Origin of the sequence: Microbacterium sp. 4NA327F11, from assembly GCF_005503465.1 — a bacterium.
GTDB lineage: Bacteria > Actinomycetota > Actinomycetes > Actinomycetales > Microbacteriaceae > Microbacterium > Microbacterium ginsengisoli.
The window spans coordinates 123,684-145,081 of the sequence record NZ_SCOB01000002.1; the positions used below are offsets into that span (position 1 = coordinate 123,684).

The following is a 21,398-nucleotide window of genomic DNA, read 5'->3' on the forward strand; positions in this document are numbered from 1 at the left end:
GGCTCAGCCGATGACGTCGAAGTCGGCGCCGAGTGCGCGCAGCTTGGCGAAGAAGTCGGGGTATCCACGCCGGATGATCCCGACGTTGCGCACGATCGACTCCCCTTCGGCGGTCAGCGCCGCGATCACGTGGCTGTACCCGCCTCGCAGATCAGGGACGGTGATGTCGGCACCCCGCAATGCGGTCGGCCCGGTGATGACGGCGGCCTGCTCGAGCGCGCGGCGAGCCACGCGACGCACGCCCTCCTGCAGTCCGTGGGGGTGCACGACGATGTCGGCGCCCATCTTCACGAGCGCCTGAGTGAAGCCGAAGCGGTTCTCGTACACCGTCTCGTGCACGACCGAGCGGCCCGACGCCTGGGTGAGTGCGACGATCAGGGGCTGCTGCCAGTCGGTCATGAAGCCGGGGTGCACATCGGTCTCGACGACAACGGGCCGGAGCTCGCCGTCCCGCCGGAAGAGGATCCCGTCCTCCTGCACGTCGAAATCGGCGCCGACCTTCCGCAGCACGTTGAGGAAGGTCAGCATCTCCTGCTGGCGTGCACCGGCGACGAAGATCTCGCCGTCGGTCGCGATCGCCGCGCTGGCCCAGCTCGCGGCCTCGTTGCGATCGAAGATCGCGCGGTGGTCGTAGCCCTTGAGCCGATCGACGCCCTCGATGAAGATGACCCGGTTGGGCTCGTAGGAGATGATCGCGCCCATCTTCTGCAGCACGGCGATCAGGTCCATGATCTCGGGCTCGATCGCGGCGTTGCGCAGCTCCGTGACGCCCTTCGCACGCACTGCCGTCAGCAGTACCTGCTCCGTGGCGCCGACGCTCGGGTAGGGCAGGTGGATGCTGGCGCCGCGCAGGCCCTGCGGCGCCGAGAGTCGGATGCCGCTCGGCAGCTTCTCGACCACCGCGCCGAACTTGCGCAGCGCGTCGAGGTGGAAGTCGATCGGCCGGTCGCCGATGCGGCATCCGCCGAGATCGGGGATGAACGCCTGCCCCAGGCGGTGCAGCAGGGGGCCGCAGAACAGGATCGGGATGCGCGACGCGCCGGCGTGGGCGTCGATCTCCTCGAAGTGCGCAGACTCGACGTCACGGGGATCGAGCACGAGCGAGCCCGGCTCGACACCGTCTTCGACGCGCACGCCATGCACCTCGAGAAGAGAGCGCACCACGGCGACGTCGCTGATCTCGGGCACGTCGCGCAGGATGCTCGGGCTCTCACCGAGAAGAGACGCCACCATCGCCTTGGTGACGAGGTTCTTGGCGCCCTTCACCTCGACGCGACCGGAGAGCGGACGGCCGCCCCGGATCGAGAGGATCTCGCCCTCCTCCTCTTTGCGTCCGCCTGCGATGGATGCGTCGCCTAGGAGAGTCATACGGTGCGGCCTCACTTCGTGGGAGCGTCCGGAACGGGGAGCGTCCGGGGCTTCCAGGACTCGCGTCGCGCCTCGTAGGCGGCGATGCGATCTTCGTTTCGAAGGGTGAGTCCGATGTCGTCGAGACCCTCCAGAAGCCGCCACCTAGTGTAATCGTCGATGTCGAAACCGACACGAAGGTCGCCGATGACGGCGGTTCGGGTCTCGAGGTCGACGGTGAGCTGCGCACCGGGGTCGGCATCGAGAACCGCCCAGATCGACTCGAGGTCGGCCTCGGAGATGACCCCGGCCACCAGGCCCTGCTTCCCGGCGTTGCCGCGGAAGATGTCGGCGAACCGGGGGCTCAGCACCACACGGAATCCGTAGTCGCGCAGCGCCCAGACAGCGTGTTCACGACTCGAGCCGGTGCCGAAGTCGGGACCGGCGACGAGCACCGACGCGCCCGCGTAGGCGGGCTGGTTGAGGATGAACTCCGGGTCCTGGCGCCAGTTGGCGAACAGCGCGTCCTCGAATCCCGTCTTGGTCACCCGCTTGAGGTAGACGGCCGGGATGATCTGGTCGGTGTCGACGGCCGATCGATGCAGCGGGACGGCGACGCCGGTGTGGGCGGTGAACTTCTCCACGGTCAGGCCTCCTGTCCGGCGCCGGTCGCCACGGCGACGAGCGGTTCGAGATCCGCGGGGCTCGAGAGGGTGCCTCGCACAGCGGTGGCGGCGGCCACGAGAGGCGACACCAGATGCGTCCGCCCGCCCTTGCCCTGACGTCCCTCGAAATTGCGGTTCGACGTCGACGCGCAGCGCTCCCCCGGCGCGAGCTGGTCGGGGTTCATTCCCAGGCACATCGAGCATCCCGCGAACCGCCATTCGGCGCCGAAGTCGGTGAACACCTTGTCGAGTCCCTCGGCCTCGGCCTCCAGGCGAACCCGGGCGGAGCCGGGAACCACCATGACGCGCACGCCCGGCGCCTTCGTGCGACCGCGCACGACATCCGCGAACGCGCGCAGGTCCTCGATACGGCTGTTGGTGCACGAGCCCATGAACACGGCGTCGACCGCGACATCCTTCAGCGGGGTGCCGGCCGCGAGGTCCATGTACTCGAGCGCACGCTCGGCGGCGGCCCGCTCGTTCGGGTCCGAGAAATCGGACGGCGTCGGCACGACGTCGCCGAGCGACACACCCTGGCCCGGGTTCGTGCCCCACGTGACGAACGGCTCGAGGGCCGCGGCATCCAGGTAGACCTCCGCGTCGTAGACCGCACCCTCGTCGCTCGGCAGCGTGCGCCAGTAGGCGACGGCGTCGTCCCAGTCCGCGCCTCGCGGCGCGTGCGCACGGCCCTCGAGGTAGGCGAAGGTCGTGTCGTCGGGGGCGACCATACCGGCGCGCGCCCCCGCCTCGATCGACATGTTGCACATCGTCATGCGGCCCTCCATCGAGAGGGACCGGATCGCCGAGCCGCGGAACTCCAGCACGTAGCCCTGGCCGCCGTTCGTGCCGATCTTCGCGATGACAGCCAGGATGATGTCCTTCGCGGTCACCCCGGGCTTCAGCTCGCCCTCGACGGTGATCGCCATCGTCTTGAAGGGCTTCAGCGGCAGCGTCTGGGTCGCCAGCACATGCTCGACCTCGCTCGTGCCGATGCCGAAGGCCATGGCCCCGAACGCGCCGTGGGTGGAGGTGTGGCTGTCGCCGCACACGACGGTGATGCCCGGCATCGTGAGCCCCAACTGCGGCCCGACGACGTGCACGATGCCCTGCTCGCGGTCGCCGAGCGAGTGCAGGCGCACCCCGAACTCGGCCGCGTTGCGACGCAGCGTCTCGATCTGCGTGCGGCTCGTGAGGTCGGCGATCGGCTTGTCGATGTCGAGCGTCGGAGTGTTGTGGTCCTCGGTGGCGATCGTGAGGTCGAGACGGCGCACCGGGCGCCCCTCGGCGCGGAGGCCGTCGAAGGCCTGCGGGCTCGTCACCTCGTGCACCAGGTGCAGGTCGATGTAGATGAGGTCGGGTTCGCCGTTCTCACCCTTGACGACGAGGTGGTTGTCCCAGACCTTCTCCGCGAGCGTGCGCGGACGGTCGGGAATGGTGGGCGAATCGGACGTGATGTCGGTCATGGCTCTGACGTACTCCTCGAGTGGGTGTGGAGGCCCGCGACGAACTCCGCGACGAGGACGGCCTAGAACAAGGTCTCGTCGCGGCCGCTAAGGAGGAGGCGAGCGATCCGCACCTCGTCACAGTACCACCGGCGCCTCGGCGCAGGGCTCGACGGCGTGACGTCGTATTGCACCCGATGATGGCGGCGGCGGCGCGCCGTGCGACGATTCCCCTTTGACCCCCGCCCTACCCGAGGAGAGTCGTGACCGAGCACGCAGCGCACACCGAGGCATCCTTCGACACCCGTGCCGCGCACGCCGGTGCCGAGTGGTCGGATGCCGCGTCCCGCACCGTGCCGCTCTACCTCACCGCCGGGTTCCGCTTCGACGCCTTCGACACCGCCGCCGAGCACTTCGCCACGGGCGCCGGCTTCGGCTACACCCGCACCGGAAACCCGACCGTCTCGGCCCTGGAGCAGAAGCTCACCGCCCTCGAGTCCGGCGCGGCGGCCGTGTTCCTCGCGAGCGGCCAGGCGGCCGTCACGACCGCCCTGCTCACGCTGCTCTCCGCCGGCGACCACATCGTTCTCTCCGCCCACATCTACGAGGGCACCCGCGGCCTCGTCTTCGACAACCTGTCGCGGCTCGGCATCACGGCCACGCTGGTCGACGAGATCTCCGACCCCGATGCGTGGCGGCGCGCCACCCGCCGCGAGACGCGCGCCTACTTCGCCGAGTCGATCGCGAACGCGCGCAACGACATCCTCGACGTCGCTCTCGTCGCCGGCGTCGCCGACGAGTTCGGCATCCCGCTGGTCGTGGACAACACGTTCGCGACGCCGGCGCTGCTGCGACCGATCGAGCACGGCGCGGCGATCGTCGTGCACTCGGCGAGCAAGTTCCTCGGCGGTCACGGGGCCGCGCTGGGCGGCGTGATCGTCGACGACGGCCGCTTCGACGGCGTCACGGCGGGCCGCCTGTTCCCGCACCTCGTCGAACGCAACGCGAGCGGTGCGCCGAGCCCGTGGGAGCGCCACGGCGGACGCGCGCGCATCGCCTACGCGCGAGAGACGGTCGCCCCCCGCTTCGGTGCGACGCCGTCGCCGTTCAACGCCTTCCTGGTCGGCCAGGGGGCGGAGACCCTCGGCTTGCGCGTGCGGCACCAGTCCGCGGGCGCCCTCGCTCTCGCGACCTGGCTCGAGGAGCAGCCCGAGGTCGCCTCCGTCGACTACGCCGGTCTTCCCACGCACCCCGATCACGACCTCGCGGTGCGTCAGCTGCAGGGCGGCTTCGGCTCGGTGTTCGCGTTCACGCTGAACGGCGGCGAGCCCGCCGCCCGCGCGTTCGTCGAAGCGGTTCAGCTCGTCACGCATATGACGCATCTCGGCGACGTGCGCACGCTCGTTCTGCACCCCGCCTCGACGAGCCACTCCGGCCACGCGGAGTCAGAGCGGGTACGGCGCGGAGTTCTCCCCGGCACCCTGCGTCTGTCCATCGGCATCGAAGACGTCGACGACCTGCGTCGCGACCTCGCCCGGGCGCTCGCCGCCGCGGGCGCCGCCAGCGGATCCCCCGCCGCCGTCGCCGGGTCCGGCGACCGTTCCACGGAGGAGATCCTCGCATGACCCGCCTGCAGCACTTCGGCTGGTTCCTCGCCCGCGGCTTCGGCCCGCACGGCTGGGGATACCCCTCCCTCGACTGGGACTACGACTGGACGAAGCCCGGCCTCTACCAGCAGTCGGCGCGCACCCTCGAGCAGGCCGGGTTCGACCTCGTCATCATCGAGGACGCACCGTCCCTCGGCAGCCCGGAGACGATAGATCTGCGGATCCGGCATGCCTTTGGCGGCCCGAAGCACGATCCGCTCCTCCTCGCGCCGTACCTCTTCGACGCGACCGAGCATCTCGGCGTGATCCCGACGGTCAACCCCGCAGCGTACGTGCCCTACACGGCGGCACGTCAGTTCGCGACCCTCCAGCACCTGAGTGGCGACCGTCTCGGCCTGAACGTCGTCACCGACACCGGCAGCGCCCGCCACTTCGGCACCGCCGCGCCGCTCGGCCACGACGCCGCCTACGACCGCGCCGAGGAGTGGCTGGAGAGCCTGCGGCTGCTGTGGCGCAGTTGGTCGCCCGAGGCCCTCGTCGTCGACCCCGTCTCGGGCGTCTACGCGGACGGTACCCGGCTCGACCACGCCGCGCATCGGGGCGAGTACTTCGCCTTCGACGGCCCGCTCAACGCGGTGCCTTTCCGCGAGGGCGAGCCGGTGATCGCGTCGCCGGGCGGCAGCGGACGCGGACTCGGCTTCGCGGGCGCGAACAGTGACATACAGCTCGCGCTCGCCCCGCTCGATCGCGACAGCATCACCGCCTATCGAGCGAAGATCCACGCGGCGGCGGTCGAGCGTGGTCGTCGCCCGGAGGACATCACGATCCTCTTCGCGATCCAGCCCGCGCTCGTCTCATCAGCGGCCGAGGCGGACCGACTCGTCGCCGCGTCGGCGAACCCCGATGAGGCCGCCCTCGTGCAGATCGCGCGCAAGCAGTCGAGCGATCTCGAGACCGACCTCACGGCGCTCGACCTCGACGCGCCGATCCCTGCGGGCACGTTCGCGAACCACGTCTCGGAAGGCAGCATCCGTCGCCTCATCGGGAGGAACGACGCCGCCACCACGCCGCTGCGGCAGATCCTCGCGTCGCATGCGCGGCTCGGACGCCTCACCGACGGGTCCGGCTTCGTCGGCACCGCCGACGAGTTCGCCGACCGCATCGAGGAGCTCGCCGAGTGGGGCAACGACGGCGTACTGCTCTGGGGCGACCTGCACCCCGTCACGGTGCACCGCGTGCTCGATGAGCTCGTGCCGATCCTGCGCCGCCGCGGCATCCTCCGCCGCGAGTACGCGCCGGGCGGTCTGCGCGCGAACCTCGCCGCGTTCTGACCCCGATCAGACGGATGCCGCGGGGCCCGCGGCATCCGTCCCGTCGCGGTCGCGACGCGAGGCCATGAGACTCGCCACCGTGGCGACCGCCATCGAGGCCACGATGACGCCGAGCGAGGCGAGCGTGGAGATCTCGGGCGCCCATTCCACCCCATGACCTCCGTTGATGAACGGCAGCTCGTTCTCGTGCAGCGCGTGGAAGACGAGCTTCACGCCGATGAACGCGAGGATGAACGCGATGCCGTAGTGCAGATAGCGGAGCGAGTCGAGCAGTCCGCCGAGCAGGAAGTAGAGCTGGCGAAGTCCCATCAGCGCGAACAGGTTCGCCGTGAACACGAGGAACGGATCGGCGGTGATGCCGAAGATCGCCGGGATCGAGTCGATCGCGAACACCAGATCGGTGAAGCCGATCGCGACGAACACGAGCAGCATCGGGGTGAAGAGGCGTCGGCCGTCGACGGTCGTGCGCAGCTTCGCGCCGTCGAAGGACTCGCTGATCGGGAAGATGCGTCGCAGCGTGCGCACGATCACTCCCTCGCGCTTCTGATCGTCGTCGTGGTCGTCGCCGCCAAACGCCTGCCGATAGGCGGTGTAGACGAGGAAGATGCCGAACAGGTAGAACACGGCGCTGAAGTGCTCGATGATCGCCGCCCCCAGCAGGATGAAGATTCCGCGCAGCACGAGCGCGATGATGATGCCGACCATCAGCACCTCCTGCTGGTAGCGACGCGGCACGGCGAATTGCGCCATCAGCAGCACGAACACGAACAGGTTGTCGACCGACAGGCTGTACTCGGTCAGCCAGCCCGCGAGGAACTGGCTGGGCACGTCGAACCCGCCGCTGACGGCCCACAGCACGCCGGCGAAGACGAGTGCGAGCGAGACGTAGAACCCGACCCAGAGCCCGGCTTCCTTCATCGACGGCACGTGCGGCCGGCGCACGATGAGCAGGAGGTCGGCGACGAGGATCAGCACGAGAACCACGAGTGCGGTGATCTCGAACCAGGCGGGCAGAGCGGATGCCACGGGCGATGCCTTTCGGGAGGGTGCGACGAACGTCGACGGTCTCTCCCCCGCACAGTGCGGCGCGCACCCGGGGCGGCGACGTTGCGCCCGTGATGACGGATGCGCGAGATCGGGATACTCCCCCTCGCATCCGGAACTCTACTCCGGGCGGAACCGCGCGTCGCGCGGTGCGGGGCAGATGCGGAAACGTCGAAAGCCCGGTGCGAACACCGGGCTTTCGACGTGTTGGTGACCCCAGCGGGATTCGAACCCGCGTTACCGCCGTGAGAGGGCGGCGTACTAGGCCGCTATACGATGGGGCCGTTAGGCAACCGTTCGATTATGCCATGCCTTCGTGGTGCCCGACAAATCGGCGCCCACACTCCACTGATCCCTTCCGCCGCGAGGACGGAGGCGGCCACGGATCGGGTCGCGACGATCCGCCGGTCCGGATCACGCGACACCGAACAGCACGGATGCGATCACCGCGAGGGCGACGCCGGCGAGCTGCGGCGCCGCGAGTCGCTGCCTGTCGAGCAGCCAGGCGGCGACGACCGTGAACACCGGGTACAGGTTCACCAGCACCCCTACGACAGCCAACGGGCCGCGGTGCAGCGCGAGCACGAGGAAGACGTTCGCGACGCCGAGCAGAACGCCGGCGACGAGTGCCTGGATGATCGCGACCCGCCTCGCCGTCCCGTCCGCGATCACGGGTTCACGCGCCGCCCGTACCCGCACTCGCCGCGCACGCGCCAGCAGGAACATCCCGAGCATCGCGACGCCGAACGTGAGCTCGAGGAAGACGGGAATCTGCTCGGCGGCGACGGGAGCCGCATCGACGGCCAGGATCGAGGCACCGAGGAGGAGCCCCGACACGACGGTCAGCACGCCCGAACGCTGCGTGAGTCGCGGATGCCCCTCCGCCCGGCGAGACGATGCGAGCACCGCCGCGCAGATGGCGAGCAGCACAGCGACCCAGCCGAAACCGCCGAACCGCTCCCCGCGACCGACAGCGACGGCGACCGGCACCGCGGACTGCAGCACGCCCACGAGTGGGGCCACGAGACTGACCGAGCCGGACACCGCCGCCGCGTAGAACGCGATCGACCCCGCCGTCGCCGTCACCGCCGCGACCACGCCCCATCCGACGGCCGGCCCGCTCCACTGTCCCCCGACGACGATCACGATCACGCCGAGTACGGCCGCGCCGGACGCGTAGGCGAGGATCGTGGTGCCGACGGCACCGAGCCGTCGAGCGGCCATCGCGCCGAAATGTCCGTCGATGCCATACGCCGCCGCGGTGAGCAGCGCGAGCACGACGGTGACCACCACCCGTCGATTATTCGGGACGCGGCGAGGTCAGCCCGGACGCAACCGTAATACGCGTCACACTCCGCCTGACGCGGCGCGGAGTTGCCGCGGCATCCGCATCGTTGTTGACTCGCTTCATGCGAGTGACCAAGCATCTGCACGCCGCGCTGACCGTCGAGAACGAGGGGAAGACCCTCGTGGTCGACCCCGGCTCGTTCACCACCCCGCTCGAGGGGCTGCGCCATGTCGTGGCGATCGTGGTCACGCACGAGCATCCCGACCACTGGACCCCCGAGCACCTCACCCGGCTGCGCCGCGACCACGGCGACGTGCCGATCTACGCACCCACGGGCGTCGCCGCCGCGGCCGCCGGCTTCGACATCACCGTCGTCGAGGCGGGCGACACGGTCGACGCCGGCGGGTTCACGCTGCGGTTCTTCGGCGGCCGCCACAACGAGATCCACTCGAGCATCCCGATCGTCGACAACCTCGGGGTGCTCGTCGACGACAGGCTCTACTACCCCGGCGACTCGTACGCGGTGCCGAAGGGAGTCGACGTGGAGCTGCTCGCGGCGCCGGTCGGCGCTCCCTGGCTGAAGATCGGCGACGCGATGGACTTCGTGCTCGCGGTCGCGCCGCGCCACGCCTTCGCGACCCACGACATGACACTCTCCGTGGCCGGCCGTGACATGGGGCGCGCGCGGCTGCGCTGGGCGACCGAGCAGCACGGCGGTGCGTTCCATGATCTCGACCCGGAGCAGTCGGTCGAGATCTGACCGGGCCGCGTCAACGACGAAGCGGGATGCCGCACCGAGGTGCGACATCCCGCTTCTGCGTGCCGATCAGACGCGCAATGGCCCGGATTACTCCGCGTCGAGATCGGTCTCGAGCAGGGCGACGAGTTCGTCGAGCGCCTGCTCGGCTCCGTCACCATCGGCCTTCAGCGTGACGACGGTGCCGTGCGCGGCGCCGAGCCCCATCAGGGAGAGGATGCTGCCCGCGTTCAGATCGGGGCCGCCGGCCACCGCGATCGTCACGGGGATCTTCTTCTCCTGAACCGCCTGCACGAACAGCTTCGCGGGGCGGGCGTGGAGTCCGGAGGCGCTGGCGATGGTCGCCTGGCGTTCGGCCATGGTGTATCTCCTTCGTAACGGTGTGTTCAGTGTGCGGCGACGGCCTGCGGCACCGCGGCCAGCTCAGGCTCGTCGGCGACGATCTCGAGAGGGCGGCGACGCGCGAAGCGCTTGAGCAGGATCACGACCACCGCCGTAACGACCGTACCCACCGCGATCGAGAGAATCCACAGCGGGAAGCTGTCGATGGCGAAGAAGACGAAGATGCCGCCGTGGGGTGCCTTCGAGGTGACGCCGAAGGCCATCGACAGGGCACCGGTCACGGCACCTCCGACCATCGCCGCGGGGATGACGCGGAAGATGTCTGCGGCGGCGAACGGAATCGCACCCTCGGAGATGAACGAGAGGCCGAGCAGCCATGCCGCCTTGCCGTTCTCACGCTCGGCGGGGCTGAACAGCTTGCGCCCGAGCACCGTGGAGGCGAGGGCCATCGCGAGCGGCGGCACCATGCCGGCGGCCATGACGGCGGCCATGATCTCGAGGTAGCGGTTGTCGCCGGCGATGCCGGCGGCGAGGTTCGCGGTCGCGAAGCCGTAGGCCACCTTGTTGACGGGTCCGCCGAGGTCGAAGCACATCATGAGGCCGAGGATGATGCCGAGCACGATCACGCCGACACCATTGAGGCTGGAGAGCCAGTTGTTCAGGGCGGTCACCACGAACGCGATCGGCCCGCCCAGGACGAGGAGCATGAGCCCCGACGCGAAGATCGACGCGAGCAGCGGGATGATGACCACGGGCATGAGACCTCGCAGCCAGCGCGCGACCTCGAAACGACCGAGCCACCAGGCGGCGAGACCGGCGAGCAGACCGCCGATGATGCCGCCGAGGAAGCCCGCGCCCATGTAGGCCGCGACCGCACCGGCGACGAAACCGGGGGCGATACCCGGGCGGTCGGCGATCGCGAAGGCGATGTAGCCGGCCAGGGCGGGCACGAGGAAGCCGAACGACAGGGCGCCGATCTTGAACGCGACAGCACCGAGGTACACGTTCAGCGGGTTCGCGCCGAGGTTCCAGAGGGTGGAAGCGCCGAGCACCTTGTCGGCGTTGAAGGCGATCTCGTAGCCGCCGAGCAGGAAGCCGAGCGCGATGAGCAGACCGCCGCCGGCCACGAACGGGATCATGTAGCTGACGCCCGTGAGCAAGGCCCGCTTCACGGTGCTGCCGAGGCCGCTGCGTGCGGCGGGGGCGGCGGCGACGGGGGCGCTGCCGCCGGCGCGACGGGCCGACGGGTCGGATGCCGCGGCGGTCGCCTCGCTGATGAGCTTCTCGGGCTCTTCGATGCCGCGCTTGACGGAGGCACGCACGAGAGGCTTGCCGGCGAAGCGGCCGGGCTCGCGCACGTCGACGTCGACCGCGAAGATGACGGCGTCGGCGGCGTCGATGACCGACTGGGCGATCGGCTTGTAGCCGCTCGATCCCTGCGGCTCGACGACGAGGTCGATGCCGTCCGCGGTGCCTGCGGCGGTGAGGGCATCGGCGGCCATGAAGGTGTGCGCGATCCCGGTCGCGCATGCGGTGACCGCGACGATGCGCGCGGGGCGGCCGTCGACGGTGTGGCGCGCGGCCCCGGTGGGAGCCGCCGCGGCGGCCGGTGCCGTCTCGCCGGCGATGGCGCGGTCGACGACGGAGACGACGTAGGCCGCGTCGCGGGCGCCGCGCAGCTGCGCGGTGAAGTCGTCGTTGAGCAGGTTGCGCGCGAGCTTCGAGAGCACGGCGAGGTGCTCCTCGGCGGCGTGCTCGGGAGCGGCGATGAGGAACACGAGGTCGGCCGGGCCGTCGGGAGCGCCGAAGTCGACCGCGGGCCGCAGGCGCGCGAACGCGAGCGAGGCCGTCGTGACGGCGGCGCTCTTGGCGTGCGGGATCGCGATGCCGCCGGGAAGGCCGGTCTCGTCCTTGGCCTCGCGGGCCCAGGCGTCGGCGAACAGCGCCTCGGCGTCCGTCGCACGGCCGGCCGCCACCACGCGCGCAGCGAGCGCGCGGATGACCGCCTGCTTGTCGTCGCCGAGCGATGCGTCGAGGACGACGAGCTCCGGCGTGATGATGTCTGACACAGTGACCTCCGTGGTCGCAGTGGGGTGGGTGGTGGTGGGTTTCAGTGGTCGGTGAGCGGGACGCTCGCCGGCGCGGGGAGTGACGAGATGGGGATCTCGTCGACAGGTAGGTCTGCGTGGGTGGGCGCCTGGGTGCCGGGCAGGGATGCCGCGGCCGCGCCATAGCGGATGGCGGTGGCGAGCCGGGTCGACTCCTCGGCACCGTCGAGGTCGGCGAGGAGGTAGCCGGCGAGGGAGGAATCGCCCGCGCCGACGGTGCTGACCGGGCGGATGGGCGGGGGACGCCCGATCCAGGCGCCGTCCGCGGTGACGAGGAGCGCGCCGGCGCTGCCGAGGGTGATGAGCGCCGCGCCGACACGGGTCGGAACGAACCGGCGTGCCGCGGCGACGAGGGATGCGGGGTCGGCGTCGCGCGCCGCGTCGTCGTCGAGCAGCGCGGCGAGTTCGTCGTCGTTGGGCTTGATGAGGTCGGGGTGGGCGTCCGCGACGACCGCGGCGAGGGCGGGGCCCGAGGTGTCGACGGCGATGCGCGGCGCGTGCGCGCCCCACCGCCCGCGGGTCGCGGCGATCACGTCGACGTAGAGGTCGTCGCCGGCGCCGGGCGGCACGGACCCGGCGAGCACGAGCCAGCGGGCCCCGGCCGACGCGGTCACGACGGCTTCGATGAGCGCAGCCCGTTCGGCGGCGCTCAGCTCGGCGCCGGGCAGATTCAGCTTGGTCGTCTCGCCGCGGGGATCGGTGATGGCGATGTTCGAGCGCACGTGCCCGGCGACCGGCACCGCACGAGCGGGGATGCCCGTCGCGCGCAGCACGGTGTGGAACGGATCCTCCGGGGAGAGCGGCAGCACGGCGACGGCGCGTTCTCCCGCGGCGGCGGCGACGCGGGCGACGTTGATGCCCTTCCCGCCGGCATCCTCGCGTGCGGAGACGGCGGCCTGCACCTCTCCCGGTGCGAGCGGGCCTGCGAGGGTGACGGTGCGGTCGAGCGAGGGGTTGGCGGTGAGCGTGACGATCATGCGCGCCACACCTCCACATCGGCGAAGGCGAGTACCGCGGCGAGCTCGCCGGTCGGGTCGGCTTCGCTGACGAGCACATCGATGTCCTCGACCCCGGCGAACCGGCGCAGCGACTCGCGCTGGAACTTCGAGCCGTCGACGACCAGGATGACGCGGCGCGCCGCCCGCACGATGGCGGCCTTGACGGCGGCCTCCTCCATGTCGGGGGTGCTGAGGCCGAAGTCGGCGGAGATGGCGTTGGTGCCGACGAAGGCGATGTCGGGACGCAGCTGGGCGATGGTGGCGACGGTCGTCGCGCCGACGGCCGCGGCCGTCGCCGATCGCACCCGTCCGCCGATGACAGTCAGGGAGACGCGGGGGGCGTCGGCGAGGGCAGGTGCGAGGGCGATGGAGTTGGTGATGACGTCGGCTGTCGCGTCGACGCGCGCGAGGCGCTCGGAGAGCGCGTCGGCGACGGCGGCGGTCGTGGTGCCGGAGTCGAGGAAGATCGAGCCGGTGAAGCCGGCCGGGATGGCCTCGAGCGCGCGGCGGGCGATCGCGATCTTGGCGGCCTCATGCTGCGTGCGTCGTTCGAGCACGGTCGGCTCGATCGTGCTGATGCGGTCGGTGGAGACCGCTCCCCCGTGCACCCGACGCAGAAGGCCGGCGTCTTCGAGCACGGCGAGGTCGCGACGCACCGTCTCGGTGGTGACCTGGAACCGCTCGGCGAGGTCGATGACCGACACGCGCCCGTCACTGGTGACGAGCTGTTCGATCAGCGCGTGGCGCTCCGTCGCGTACATGGACCCTCCTTGGACATCCACAAAGTACAACACCAACACACACAAAACAACATCCAAAGCAACATTGCCCCACACAGCCACTCCTCGCCGTCCACAGACACCTCATAGACTTCGCCGAGACCGGACATCGAGTCGCCGCATAGCGTCGCCGACGTGACATCCATAGCCCCGCCTTCTCAGGCCGTACCCGTCTCTCCCCCGGCCTCGGTCGCCGCTCGTCGGCGCTGGGGTGTCTGGCCCCTCGGATTGGTCCTCCTCGGTCTCGGCGCCGCCGTTCTCACGGCGTGGGGCGTCTGGAACGGATCGCAGTCCGACTACTACGCATCCATCGCGCTGTCGATGAGCAAGAGCTGGTCGAACTTCTTCTTCGGTGCGTTCGACCCCGCCGGCACCGTGACGCTCGACAAGATCCCCGGCTCGTTCTGGGTGCCCGCACTGTTCGTGAGAGTGTTCGGGTTTTCGACCTGGGCGATCATCCTGCCGAATGCCCTCGCCGCCGTCGGCGCCGCGCTCATCACCGCGGTGACCGCCAAACGGGTCGCCGGCACCACCGCGGGTCTGCTCGCGGGCGCCGTCGTCGCGACCACGCCGATCCTCGTGGCCGTCTCGCGCTCGAACCAGCCGGAGTCCTTCTTCGTGCTGGCGATCGCCGCGGCCGCCTGGGCCGCCGTCCACGCGGTGCAGAAGGCGAGCTTCGGATGGCTCGTGGCCGCCGGCCTGTTCATCGCGGCTGCCTTCCAGTGCTACATGCTCGAGGCTTGGGCCGCGTGGCCGGCGCTCGGCATCGCGTACCTGTGCAGCCGGCAGCCGTGGGTTCGCAAGATCTGGACGCTCCTGGTCGCCGGCGTCATCAGCGCCGCGGCATCCGTCGCGTGGATCGTGATCGTCTCGCTCGTGCCGGCGTCCTCGCGGCCCTACATCGGCAGCACGCTGCACAACAGCGCCTGGGAGATGGTGTTCGGCTACAACGGTCTCGGCCGGTTCGGTTCGAGCACCGCCGACAGCAGTGCCTACAACTCGTTCACTCCGCCGTTCTCGGGCAGCGCCGGCATCTTCCGCCTGTTCAACACGCAGCTCGCCGGGCAGATCGGCTGGCTCGTGCCGGTGACGCTGCTCGCCCTCGTCGTGCTCTGGATCGCCAAGGTGCCGCGCACCATCACCGTGCTGATCGGTGTCTGGTTCCTGACGTACGCCGCGATGTTCTCGGTCGTGGCCGGCATGCACCAGTTCTACACGGCGTCGCTCGCGGTGCCGATGGCGCTCGCGGTCGGCCTCGCGTTCGGCGCAGCCCGGAAGGCGAACATCCGGTGGGCGCAGGCATCCCTCGTCGGCGTCGCCGCACTCACGGCGTTGATCATCGGCATCTCGTACGGCGGCTACTCGATCGTCGTCTCGATCCTGCAGCTGGTCGCCGCGGCGGTCGCCATCGGCCTCATCTACTGGGAGCGCGCGCGCACCCGCCCCCTGCGGTTCGTGACCGCGCTCGTCGCCGGAGTGGGCCTGCTGCTCACCCCGACGGTCTGGTCGGTCGTGACCATGTCGCACCCGAGTTCGATCAACCCGGTCGCGGGCGGCGTGGCGGACATGAGCGGCGGCATGGGTGGTCCCGGCGGCGGACAAGGCGGTCCCGGCGGTCAAGGCGGCTTCGGCGGTCAGACCCAAGGCGGCTCGTCCTCGGCCCAGGGCGGCCCCGGCGGGTTCGGCTCGCAGAGCGGTTCGTCGAGCAGCCAGGGCGGGTTCGGTTCCGGCGGCCCGGGTGGCGCGGGCGGCCCCGGCGGATCGAGCGCGCAGGGCGGCCCCGGCACGCAGGGCGGTTTCGGCGGATCCAGCAGCGGCTCCGCGCAGGGCGGTCTCGGCGGCCAGGGCATCGCGGGCATGTCGAGCTCGTCGTCGTCGGACGCCGAGCTGATGACCTGGCTCGAGCAGCACGCGACGTCGAGCACCGAGTACCTGGTCGCGACGTTCGGCGCGCAGCAGGCGGCCGGGCTGATCATCGGTTCGGACGGCGGCTCGGTGCTCCCGATCGGCGGTTTCAGCGGCAGCGACCCGGTGCCAACGCTCGCCGAGTTCCAGGCCCTGGTCTCCAGCGGCAAGCTCACCTACGTGCTGCTGAGCGGAGCGGGCGGGGGCGGCGGCGGCATGGGCGGATCGTCGTCGGGCACGTCGAGCGAGATCCAGTCGTGGGTCGAGCAGAACTGCTCGAGCGTGAGCGACTCGCCGAGCTCGAACCTCTACTCCTGCTCGGCATCGAGCACCGGGTCCTGAGGGGCGCGGCCTCAGACGACGGATGCCCCGGCTCTCCCCTCGAGCCGGGGCATCCGTCTGTGTCGGCCTAAGGTGATCGGATGCCGGACTCCCCCGCGGCCGACCGCGTGATCGATGAGCTGCTCGTGCGTGGGCTGCTGCGGGCCGCCACGCCCGAGTTCGCCGAGGCTCCGCTCGCGTTCGCCGCGGAGGGCTGGGACTGCGCACTCTGGCGGGTGGGCGAGCACCACGCCGCCCGGTTGCCGCGGCGCGAGGTCGCCGATGCGCTGGTGCGGCACGAGCAGGAGTTCCTGCCGGCGATCGCCCGCCGTCTCGCGACCGCCGGAGTCGGCGCCCCCGCTCCCCTGGTCGCGGTGCACGCGAACGAGGCGACACCGTTCCCGTGGAGTCTCGTGCCGTGGTTCGACGGCGAGGCGGCGATCGACGTGCCGCGCGCGGAGCGCGGAGCGTGGGCCGGCCCGCTCGCCGCGGGCATCGCCGCGCTGCACATGCCCGCGGCATCCTTCCCCGAGAATCCGTTCCGCGGAGTGCCTCTTGCGGCCCGGGACGCGTCGATTCGGGCGCGGCTGCGCGAGGCTCCGGTGTCGGCTGCCGAGCACGCACTTCTGGATGCCGCGTGGCACGACGCCCTCACGGCAGAACCGCACATCGGGCCGCCGGTGTGGCTCCACGGCGACCTGCACCCGGGCAATGTCGTGGTGCGGGGCGGGCGCCTGGTCGCGCTGATCGATTTCGGCGACCTCACCGCGGGCGACCCCTGCTACGACATCGCCGTCGGGTGGCTCGCGTTCTCGCCCGTCGACCGTGCCCGGTTCCTGGCGGAGGCGGGTGTCGACGAGGGGAGCCCGCTCGCCCTCCGGGCGCGCGGCTGGGCGGCGGCGTTCATCGCCGTGCTGCTGTGCGCGAGCGACGACAACCCCCGCTACGCCGCCGAGGCGCGCGCGGCCCTCGCCGACTTGGCGCGCTAGATCTGCCCGGCTCGCCGTGCCGGCGCGCGAGATCTGCCCGCCTCGCCCGGCGCCGCCGCGGAGAGACCACTCGCCGTGGCGCTGTACCGAACGCAGGCGATCACCCGAGCGCAGGAGAACGCCGCGACATCCTTCCTGTTCTCGCGCCATCGCCTGTCTCCACGCGCGAGACGCCCGGCGCCGCCGCGGGGCGGCGTCTGGCCGGGGCGGTGCACGGCACGCAGGCGATCACACGAGCGCAGGAGAACGCCGCGGCATCCGTCCTGTTCTCGCCAGATCACCTGTCTCCACGCACGGGACGCTGCCCGCACGAAAGACGACGCCCCGCTCCGCCGCTGCGGAACGGGGCGTCTGACGGATGCCGCGGCTCAGGCCTCGCTCATCGCGGTCTGCGCCGCGAGCTCGGCCTGACCCTTGGCGGCGTAATAGGCGGCGCGGGCCGCGTCACGGCGGGCCTGCTCGGCCTGGCCTGCGTCGAGGGTCTCCTGCGAGATCGGCACGCTCTCGACGTGGTTCACGCCGTGGTACTTCTCGATGTACGCGTCGAGCTCGGGGCCGGACTCCCACGAGGTGATGAGGCAGTAGCGGGGCTCGGTGCCGAGGTGGGTGGCGGCGTGCCACAGGCGCTGCGTGTCGATGATCAGCTGCGCGCCGGCCGGCAGCGCGATGCGCACCTCGCCTTCGGGATCGGTGCGGTTGTGACGCAGCACGAAGTAGCTCTCGGTGTCGTCGGTGAGATTGAAGAACCCGCGCACGACCCAGCCGGTGCCGTCGGGGTTGAGGCGGTTGTTGTCGTCCTGGTGCAGGTTGTAGAGGCAGTCGCCGTAGCTGTTGGGCTGCAGCTCGATGATGCGGCAGCGGCCGACGTTCGCGCCCGGCTCGAGCGCACGCTCGGTGAGAGTCGGGGCGAGCTCCGTCTGGGCGGGGATCCACACGCCGTCCTTGTCGGTGCGCGGCGGCTTGTGGTTCCAGAAGCCGTTGCATTCGATCTCGCCGAAGGCGCTTGCAAGCGGTGCGAAGCGCGTGTCGCCCGACGACTTCCAGTCGACGTACTCGATGTCGAGCCACTCCTTGGGGTCGAGCGGCTTGTTGTAGCTGTCGAGAACGACGTAGCCGGTCTCTTCGAGCGCGGCGGAGGTGATGTAACCCATGAGGTGGTCAGCCTTTCGTCCAGGGGCCAGCGAAGTTTTAACAGGCCCGGCGCGGGTTAGCCTACCCTTGCCTCCTCCCACGGCCCCGGGGGCGGGCCGGTAAAATCCCCCATCATGGGAGCAGCCAGAAACATCGAGGCATCCGCGGTCAACACCATCGACTGGCTGTCGTCTCCCGGCACCAACATCGTGGTTCCGGTGTACCAGCGGCAGTACCGGTGGGACATCGGCGGGTGCGAGCAGTTGCTCGCCGATGTGCGCGCGGTCGCCGAGGCCGAACCCGGGCAGACCCACTTCATCGGCTCCGTGCTCTCCACTGCGTCGACCGACGCCGCCGACACCGAGCTCGTGCTGATTGACGGGCAGCAGCGCATCACGACCCTCATGCTGCTGGTGGCGGCACTCGCGCACACCCTGCGTGACACCGACCCTCCGCTCGCGGCCCAGCTGCGCCGCGTGCTGGTGCGGGCGGATGATCCGTCCCGCACGAAGCTGCGCCCCCACCGCGCGTGGGCGGAGGTGTTCGAGGAGGTCGTGCTCGACCGCCGTTCGCCCGACGACGCTGAGCGGGCGTCGCGCTTCGACGACAACTACGCGTTCTTCCGCAGCCGCATCGGCGTGCACGACGCCGCCGCGGTGTGGCGGGGTCTCACCCGGCTCGAGCACGTGGCGATCGCGCTCGGCGCCGAGGCGAACGCGCAGCAGACCTTCGAGAGCCTCAATTCCACGGGCGAGCCGCTGCGCGACCACGAGCTGATCCACAACTACGTGCTCATGGGACTCACGCGCGAGCAGCAGACCGAGATCGAAGACGACTACTGGCTGCCCATCGAGCGGGCCACCGGCGAGGCGATCGCGGCGTTCTGGCGCCACTACCTGATCATGACGACCGGGCGGGAGCTGGCGGCATCCGGTCATCGCTCGGTCTACGACGCGTTCCGGCAGCGGTTCCCGAGACTGGATGCCGCAGCCCTGCGTCGCCACGCAACAGAGTGGCGCGCGTTCGCCGAGATCTATCGTCGTCTGCTCGACCCGTCGCTCGAGCCAGACCCCGCGGTACGCACGCACACGGCGGGCATCGGCACGTTCGGCCGGGTGGCGTTCCCCCTCGCGATGCGGGCGATCGCCGACCACGGGTCGGGTCACCGCACCCACGCCGAACTGCTGACGACCCTGCAGAGCGTGGAGTCCCTGCTGCTGCGCCGCGAGATCGTCGGGGTGCCGAACGACCGCATCGTGGCGCGGCTGTGCCGTGCGCACAGCGAGGGCGAGTCGTCGCTCATCCACGCGGTCGCCCGCATCACCCCCTCGAACGAGCGGGTGCGCGTCGCGCTCAAGTTCGGCGATGTGCCGCATCCCGGCTACGTGCTCGGGCGGCTCGCCTCGCGCGACGGAGATCCGGACGTGATCGTCGACCACATCGCACCGCTCGCGCCGGGCGACGACTGGACGCCCGACGGCGTGCGCCTCTGGGGCGACCTGAGCGATGACGAGCAGAACGCCTATCGCGCCCTCGCCCAGAGTCTCGGAAACGTGGTGCTCCTCGAGGACGAGCTGGCGATCGATGCGATCGATGCTCCCTATCCGACAAAGCGCCGCCTGCTCGGGTCGAGCGCCATCCCGCAGACGCGGGCGGTCGCCGAGATCGCCGAATGGTCGACGGCCGCGATCGCGCAGCGCACGGCAGAGCTCACCGCGGCGCTCGTCGCGACCTGGCCGCGCGCGGCGACGGGTGAGATCGACGACGACGGACTCACCCCGATCCTCGATGCGAAGCCTCGGCGCGGCTGGCCGCACGGCTGGGAGCGCGAGTTCTCGTATGTCGAGTACCGCGGCGAGCACTGGGAGGTCTACGACGTGCGTTACCTCTTCCATCGCATCATCACGCGACTCTGGGCCGATGACCGTGCTGCGGTCGTGCGGTTCACCGAGCGCAACGGCGGTCCGATCTTCTCCGAGCGGGCATGGAACGGCCAGTGGGACACGATCGACGCGACCCACCACCTCTACATGGGCTGGGACTCGACCTACATGCTGCGTGCCGTGCAGGACGTGCTGCTCGAGGCCGGCATCGCGCCCGAGGTGTTCGTCAAGTACAGCTACATCGGCGCCGCGATGTGACGGATGCCGCAGCCCCGGGCCGCGGCATCCGAACTGTTCGACAGGCGTAGTGTAGATGCGACGCGCGAGCCGCACCGGCGACGCGGGCGCCGGCCCGTCGTGCACCCGCGCGCGGGCCTTCAGACTGTGACGCCTTGGAGGACGTGACGATGCGTGCTGTACGCCTGACGGCTTGGAAGACCTTCCCCACTCTCGAGGAGGTCGAGCGCCCCGAGCCCGGTCCCGGGGAGGTGCTGCTGAAGGTCGCCGGCTCCGGCGCCTGCCACAGCGATGTGTCGCTGTGGCACGACTTCGACGAGAGCACCGGCGTGTCGGGCCTCACCCCGCCGTACACCCTGGGCCACGAGACCTCGGGCTGGGTGGAGGCGGTCGGCGCCGGGGTCACCGGCTTCACCCCGGGTGACGCGTATCTCGTCTACGGACCCACCGGATGCGGCCACTGCCGCGCGTGCGTGCAGGGCGCGGAGACCTACTGCGAGAACGCGGCGACGCTGCCGTATCAGGGAATCGGCCTCGGTCGCGACGGCGGCATGGCCGAGTACGTCACGGTTCCGGCCGCGCACCTCGTGCCGCTCGGCGACGCCGATCCGGTCGCGGCCGCGCCCCTCGCAGACGCCGCCCTCACGCCGTATCACGCGATCCGGCTCGCGCTGCCGCAGTTGAACAAGGGCGGCGCGTTCGCCCTCGTCATCGGCCTGGGCGGACTCGGCCAGATCGCGGTGCAGATCCTGCGGGCTCTCACCGGCGCGACGATCATCGCGACCGACACCAAGGAGGACGCGATGACGCTCGCCGCCGAGCGTGGCGCCGTCACCGTCGCGGGCGGCGAGGGCCAGGCCGCGCGCATCCGCGAGCTCACCGGCGGGCGCGGTGTCGACGCCGTGTTCGACTTCGTGGGCGCGACTCCCACGATCGCGCTCGCACAGCAGAGCGTCGCGGTGGGAGGCCGCATCCAGGTCGTCGGCATCGCCGGCGGCACCGTGTCGTGGAACTTCTTCACGACGCCCTACGAGTCGGTCATCACGAACTCGTACTGGGGCACGGTGGCCGACCTTCACGACGTCGTCGAGATGTACCGGGCGGGGCTGATCACCCCGGATGTGCAGCGCTTCTCGCTCGACGACGCCCTCGAGGCGTACCACCTACTGCAGGACGGCAAGCTGTCCGCGCGCGCGGTCATCGTTCCGCACGCCTGAGCGCCGA

The 21,398-nt window shown here is 70.7% G+C and carries 17 protein-coding genes and 1 tRNA gene; 7 read left to right on the forward strand and 11 right to left on the reverse strand.

The genetic code is table 11. The features are described from left to right. Window positions 1-3: 3 nt before the first annotated feature. From murA to leuC, 3 genes are read right to left on the reverse strand one after another with little or no spacing between them, the layout of a single operon-like run. Window positions 4-1,368 carry a UDP-N-acetylglucosamine 1-carboxyvinyltransferase gene (gene murA / locus FFS51_RS02200; RefSeq protein ID WP_137877371.1) on the reverse strand — a complete coding sequence of 455 codons (1,365 nt, stop codon included), beginning with the start codon at window positions 1,366-1,368 and terminating at the stop codon, window positions 4-6. Window positions 1,369-1,379: 11 nt separating this feature from the next. Next, the gene (leuD, locus tag FFS51_RS02205) at window positions 1,380-1,991 is read right to left on the reverse strand and encodes a 3-isopropylmalate dehydratase small subunit (RefSeq protein ID WP_056519875.1); all 612 of its coding nucleotides are present in this window, start codon (window positions 1,989-1,991) and stop codon (window positions 1,380-1,382) included. A gap of 2 nt (window positions 1,992-1,993) precedes the next feature. After that, window positions 1,994-3,475, reverse strand: coding sequence for a 3-isopropylmalate dehydratase large subunit (gene leuC, locus FFS51_RS02210; protein WP_045248462.1), 1,482 nt, complete (start codon window positions 3,473-3,475; stop codon window positions 1,994-1,996). A 242-nt stretch (window positions 3,476-3,717) separates the two neighbouring features. On the opposite strand from leuC, the gene FFS51_RS02215 reads away from it, so the two are divergent. Both FFS51_RS02215 and FFS51_RS02220 read left to right on the forward strand, forming a co-directional pair. Further along, entirely contained in the window at window positions 3,718-5,079 is a 1,362-nt protein-coding gene (locus FFS51_RS02215; protein WP_137877372.1) for an O-acetylhomoserine aminocarboxypropyltransferase/cysteine synthase family protein, read from the forward strand. Next, window positions 5,076-6,392, forward strand: coding sequence for an LLM class flavin-dependent oxidoreductase (locus FFS51_RS02220; protein ID WP_137877373.1), 1,317 nt, complete (start codon window positions 5,076-5,078; stop codon window positions 6,390-6,392). Before FFS51_RS02215 ends, FFS51_RS02220 begins: the two co-directional genes overlap by 4 nt. A 6-nt stretch (window positions 6,393-6,398) precedes the next feature. Here the strand turns inward: FFS51_RS02220 and FFS51_RS02225 are convergent, their stop codons facing one another. The 3 genes from FFS51_RS02225 to FFS51_RS02235 form a co-directional block, all read right to left on the reverse strand. After that, window positions 6,399-7,418, reverse strand: a complete 1,020-nt coding sequence (locus FFS51_RS02225) for a TerC family protein (protein ID WP_056206959.1) — start codon at window positions 7,416-7,418, stop codon at window positions 6,399-6,401. Between the two features lie 226 nt (window positions 7,419-7,644). After that, window positions 7,645-7,720: transfer RNA gene (locus FFS51_RS02230), tRNA-Glu, on the reverse strand. Between the two features lie 130 nt (window positions 7,721-7,850). After that, window positions 7,851-8,729, reverse strand: a complete 879-nt coding sequence (locus FFS51_RS02235; RefSeq protein ID WP_056519881.1) for an EamA family transporter — start codon at window positions 8,727-8,729, stop codon at window positions 7,851-7,853. Between the two features lie 116 nt (window positions 8,730-8,845). Here FFS51_RS02235 and FFS51_RS02240 point away from each other — a divergent pair, with 116 nt between their 5' ends. Beyond that, complete coding sequence (locus FFS51_RS02240; RefSeq protein ID WP_056519884.1) at window positions 8,846-9,484, forward strand: MBL fold metallo-hydrolase; 639 nt, start codon at window positions 8,846-8,848, stop codon at window positions 9,482-9,484. An 87-nt stretch (window positions 9,485-9,571) separates the two neighbouring features. On the opposite strand, the gene FFS51_RS02245 is transcribed toward FFS51_RS02240, so the two are convergent. Genes FFS51_RS02245 through FFS51_RS02260 form a run of 4 tightly spaced genes read right to left on the reverse strand, consistent with a single transcriptional unit; the run spans window position 9,572 to window position 13,690 of the window. Then, entirely contained in the window at window positions 9,572-9,841 is a 270-nt protein-coding gene (locus FFS51_RS02245) for an HPr family phosphocarrier protein (RefSeq protein WP_045248468.1), read from the reverse strand. A 26-nt stretch (window positions 9,842-9,867) separates the two neighbouring features. Next, a complete protein-coding gene (locus tag FFS51_RS02250) occupies window positions 9,868-11,892 on the reverse strand; it encodes a PTS fructose transporter subunit IIABC (RefSeq protein WP_056206962.1) in 2,025 nt (674 codons plus the stop codon). 41 nt (window positions 11,893-11,933) lie between these two features. Beyond that, the gene (locus tag FFS51_RS02255) at window positions 11,934-12,908 is read right to left on the reverse strand and encodes a hexose kinase (protein ID WP_056207109.1); all 975 of its coding nucleotides are present in this window, start codon (window positions 12,906-12,908) and stop codon (window positions 11,934-11,936) included. Then, window positions 12,905-13,690, reverse strand: a complete 786-nt coding sequence (locus tag FFS51_RS02260) for a DeoR/GlpR family DNA-binding transcription regulator (RefSeq protein ID WP_056206964.1) — start codon at window positions 13,688-13,690, stop codon at window positions 12,905-12,907. The genes FFS51_RS02255 and FFS51_RS02260 overlap by 4 nt, the downstream gene beginning before the upstream one ends. A gap of 153 nt (window positions 13,691-13,843) precedes the next feature. Between FFS51_RS02260 and FFS51_RS14950 the strand changes: the two genes are divergently transcribed. Both FFS51_RS14950 and FFS51_RS02270 read left to right on the forward strand, forming a co-directional pair. Next, window positions 13,844-15,955, forward strand: coding sequence for an ArnT family glycosyltransferase (locus tag FFS51_RS14950; protein ID WP_056206966.1), 2,112 nt, complete (start codon window positions 13,844-13,846; stop codon window positions 15,953-15,955). 80 nt (window positions 15,956-16,035) lie between these two features. Next, window positions 16,036-16,923, forward strand: coding sequence for an aminoglycoside phosphotransferase family protein (locus FFS51_RS02270; protein WP_056206968.1), 888 nt, complete (start codon window positions 16,036-16,038; stop codon window positions 16,921-16,923). Window positions 16,924-17,291: 368 nt separating this feature from the next. Here FFS51_RS02270 and FFS51_RS02275 read toward each other — a convergent pair whose 3' ends face one another. Continuing rightward, complete coding sequence (locus FFS51_RS02275) at window positions 17,292-18,074, reverse strand: hypothetical protein (RefSeq protein WP_045248473.1); 783 nt, start codon at window positions 18,072-18,074, stop codon at window positions 17,292-17,294. 114 nt (window positions 18,075-18,188) lie between these two features. Here FFS51_RS02275 and FFS51_RS02280 point away from each other — a divergent pair, with 114 nt between their 5' ends. Then, complete coding sequence (locus tag FFS51_RS02280) at window positions 18,189-20,195, forward strand: DUF262 domain-containing protein (RefSeq protein ID WP_137877374.1); 2,007 nt, start codon at window positions 18,189-18,191, stop codon at window positions 20,193-20,195. 149 nt (window positions 20,196-20,344) lie between these two features. Continuing rightward, window positions 20,345-21,391 carry an NAD(P)-dependent alcohol dehydrogenase gene (locus tag FFS51_RS02285; RefSeq protein WP_137877375.1) on the forward strand — a complete coding sequence of 349 codons (1,047 nt, stop codon included), beginning with the start codon at window positions 20,345-20,347 and terminating at the stop codon, window positions 21,389-21,391. Window positions 21,392-21,398 lie beyond the last annotated feature (7 nt).

Coding starts and splice junctions, on each gene's coding strand:
- murA (WP_137877371.1), bottom strand. CDS start 1,368: ATGACTCTCCTAGGCGACGCATCCATCGCAGGCGGACGCAAAGAGGAG.
- leuC (WP_045248462.1), bottom strand. CDS start 3,475: ATGACCGACATCACGTCCGATTCGCCCACCATTCCCGACCGTCCGCGC.
- FFS51_RS02220 (WP_137877373.1), top strand. CDS start 5,076: ATGACCCGCCTGCAGCACTTCGGCTGGTTCCTCGCCCGCGGCTTCGGC.
- FFS51_RS02240 (WP_056519884.1), top strand. CDS start 8,846: ATGCGAGTGACCAAGCATCTGCACGCCGCGCTGACCGTCGAGAACGAG.
- FFS51_RS02245 (WP_045248468.1), bottom strand. CDS start 9,841: ATGGCCGAACGCCAGGCGACCATCGCCAGCGCCTCCGGACTCCACGCC.
- FFS51_RS02255 (WP_056207109.1), bottom strand. CDS start 12,908: ATGATCGTCACGCTCACCGCCAACCCCTCGCTCGACCGCACCGTCACC.
- FFS51_RS02260 (WP_056206964.1), bottom strand. CDS start 13,690: ATGTACGCGACGGAGCGCCACGCGCTGATCGAACAGCTCGTCACCAGT.
- FFS51_RS02270 (WP_056206968.1), top strand. CDS start 16,036: ATGCCGGACTCCCCCGCGGCCGACCGCGTGATCGATGAGCTGCTCGTG.
- FFS51_RS02275 (WP_045248473.1), bottom strand. CDS start 18,074: ATGGGTTACATCACCTCCGCCGCGCTCGAAGAGACCGGCTACGTCGTT.
- FFS51_RS02280 (WP_137877374.1), top strand. CDS start 18,189: ATGGGAGCAGCCAGAAACATCGAGGCATCCGCGGTCAACACCATCGAC.
- FFS51_RS02285 (WP_137877375.1), top strand. CDS start 20,345: ATGCGTGCTGTACGCCTGACGGCTTGGAAGACCTTCCCCACTCTCGAG.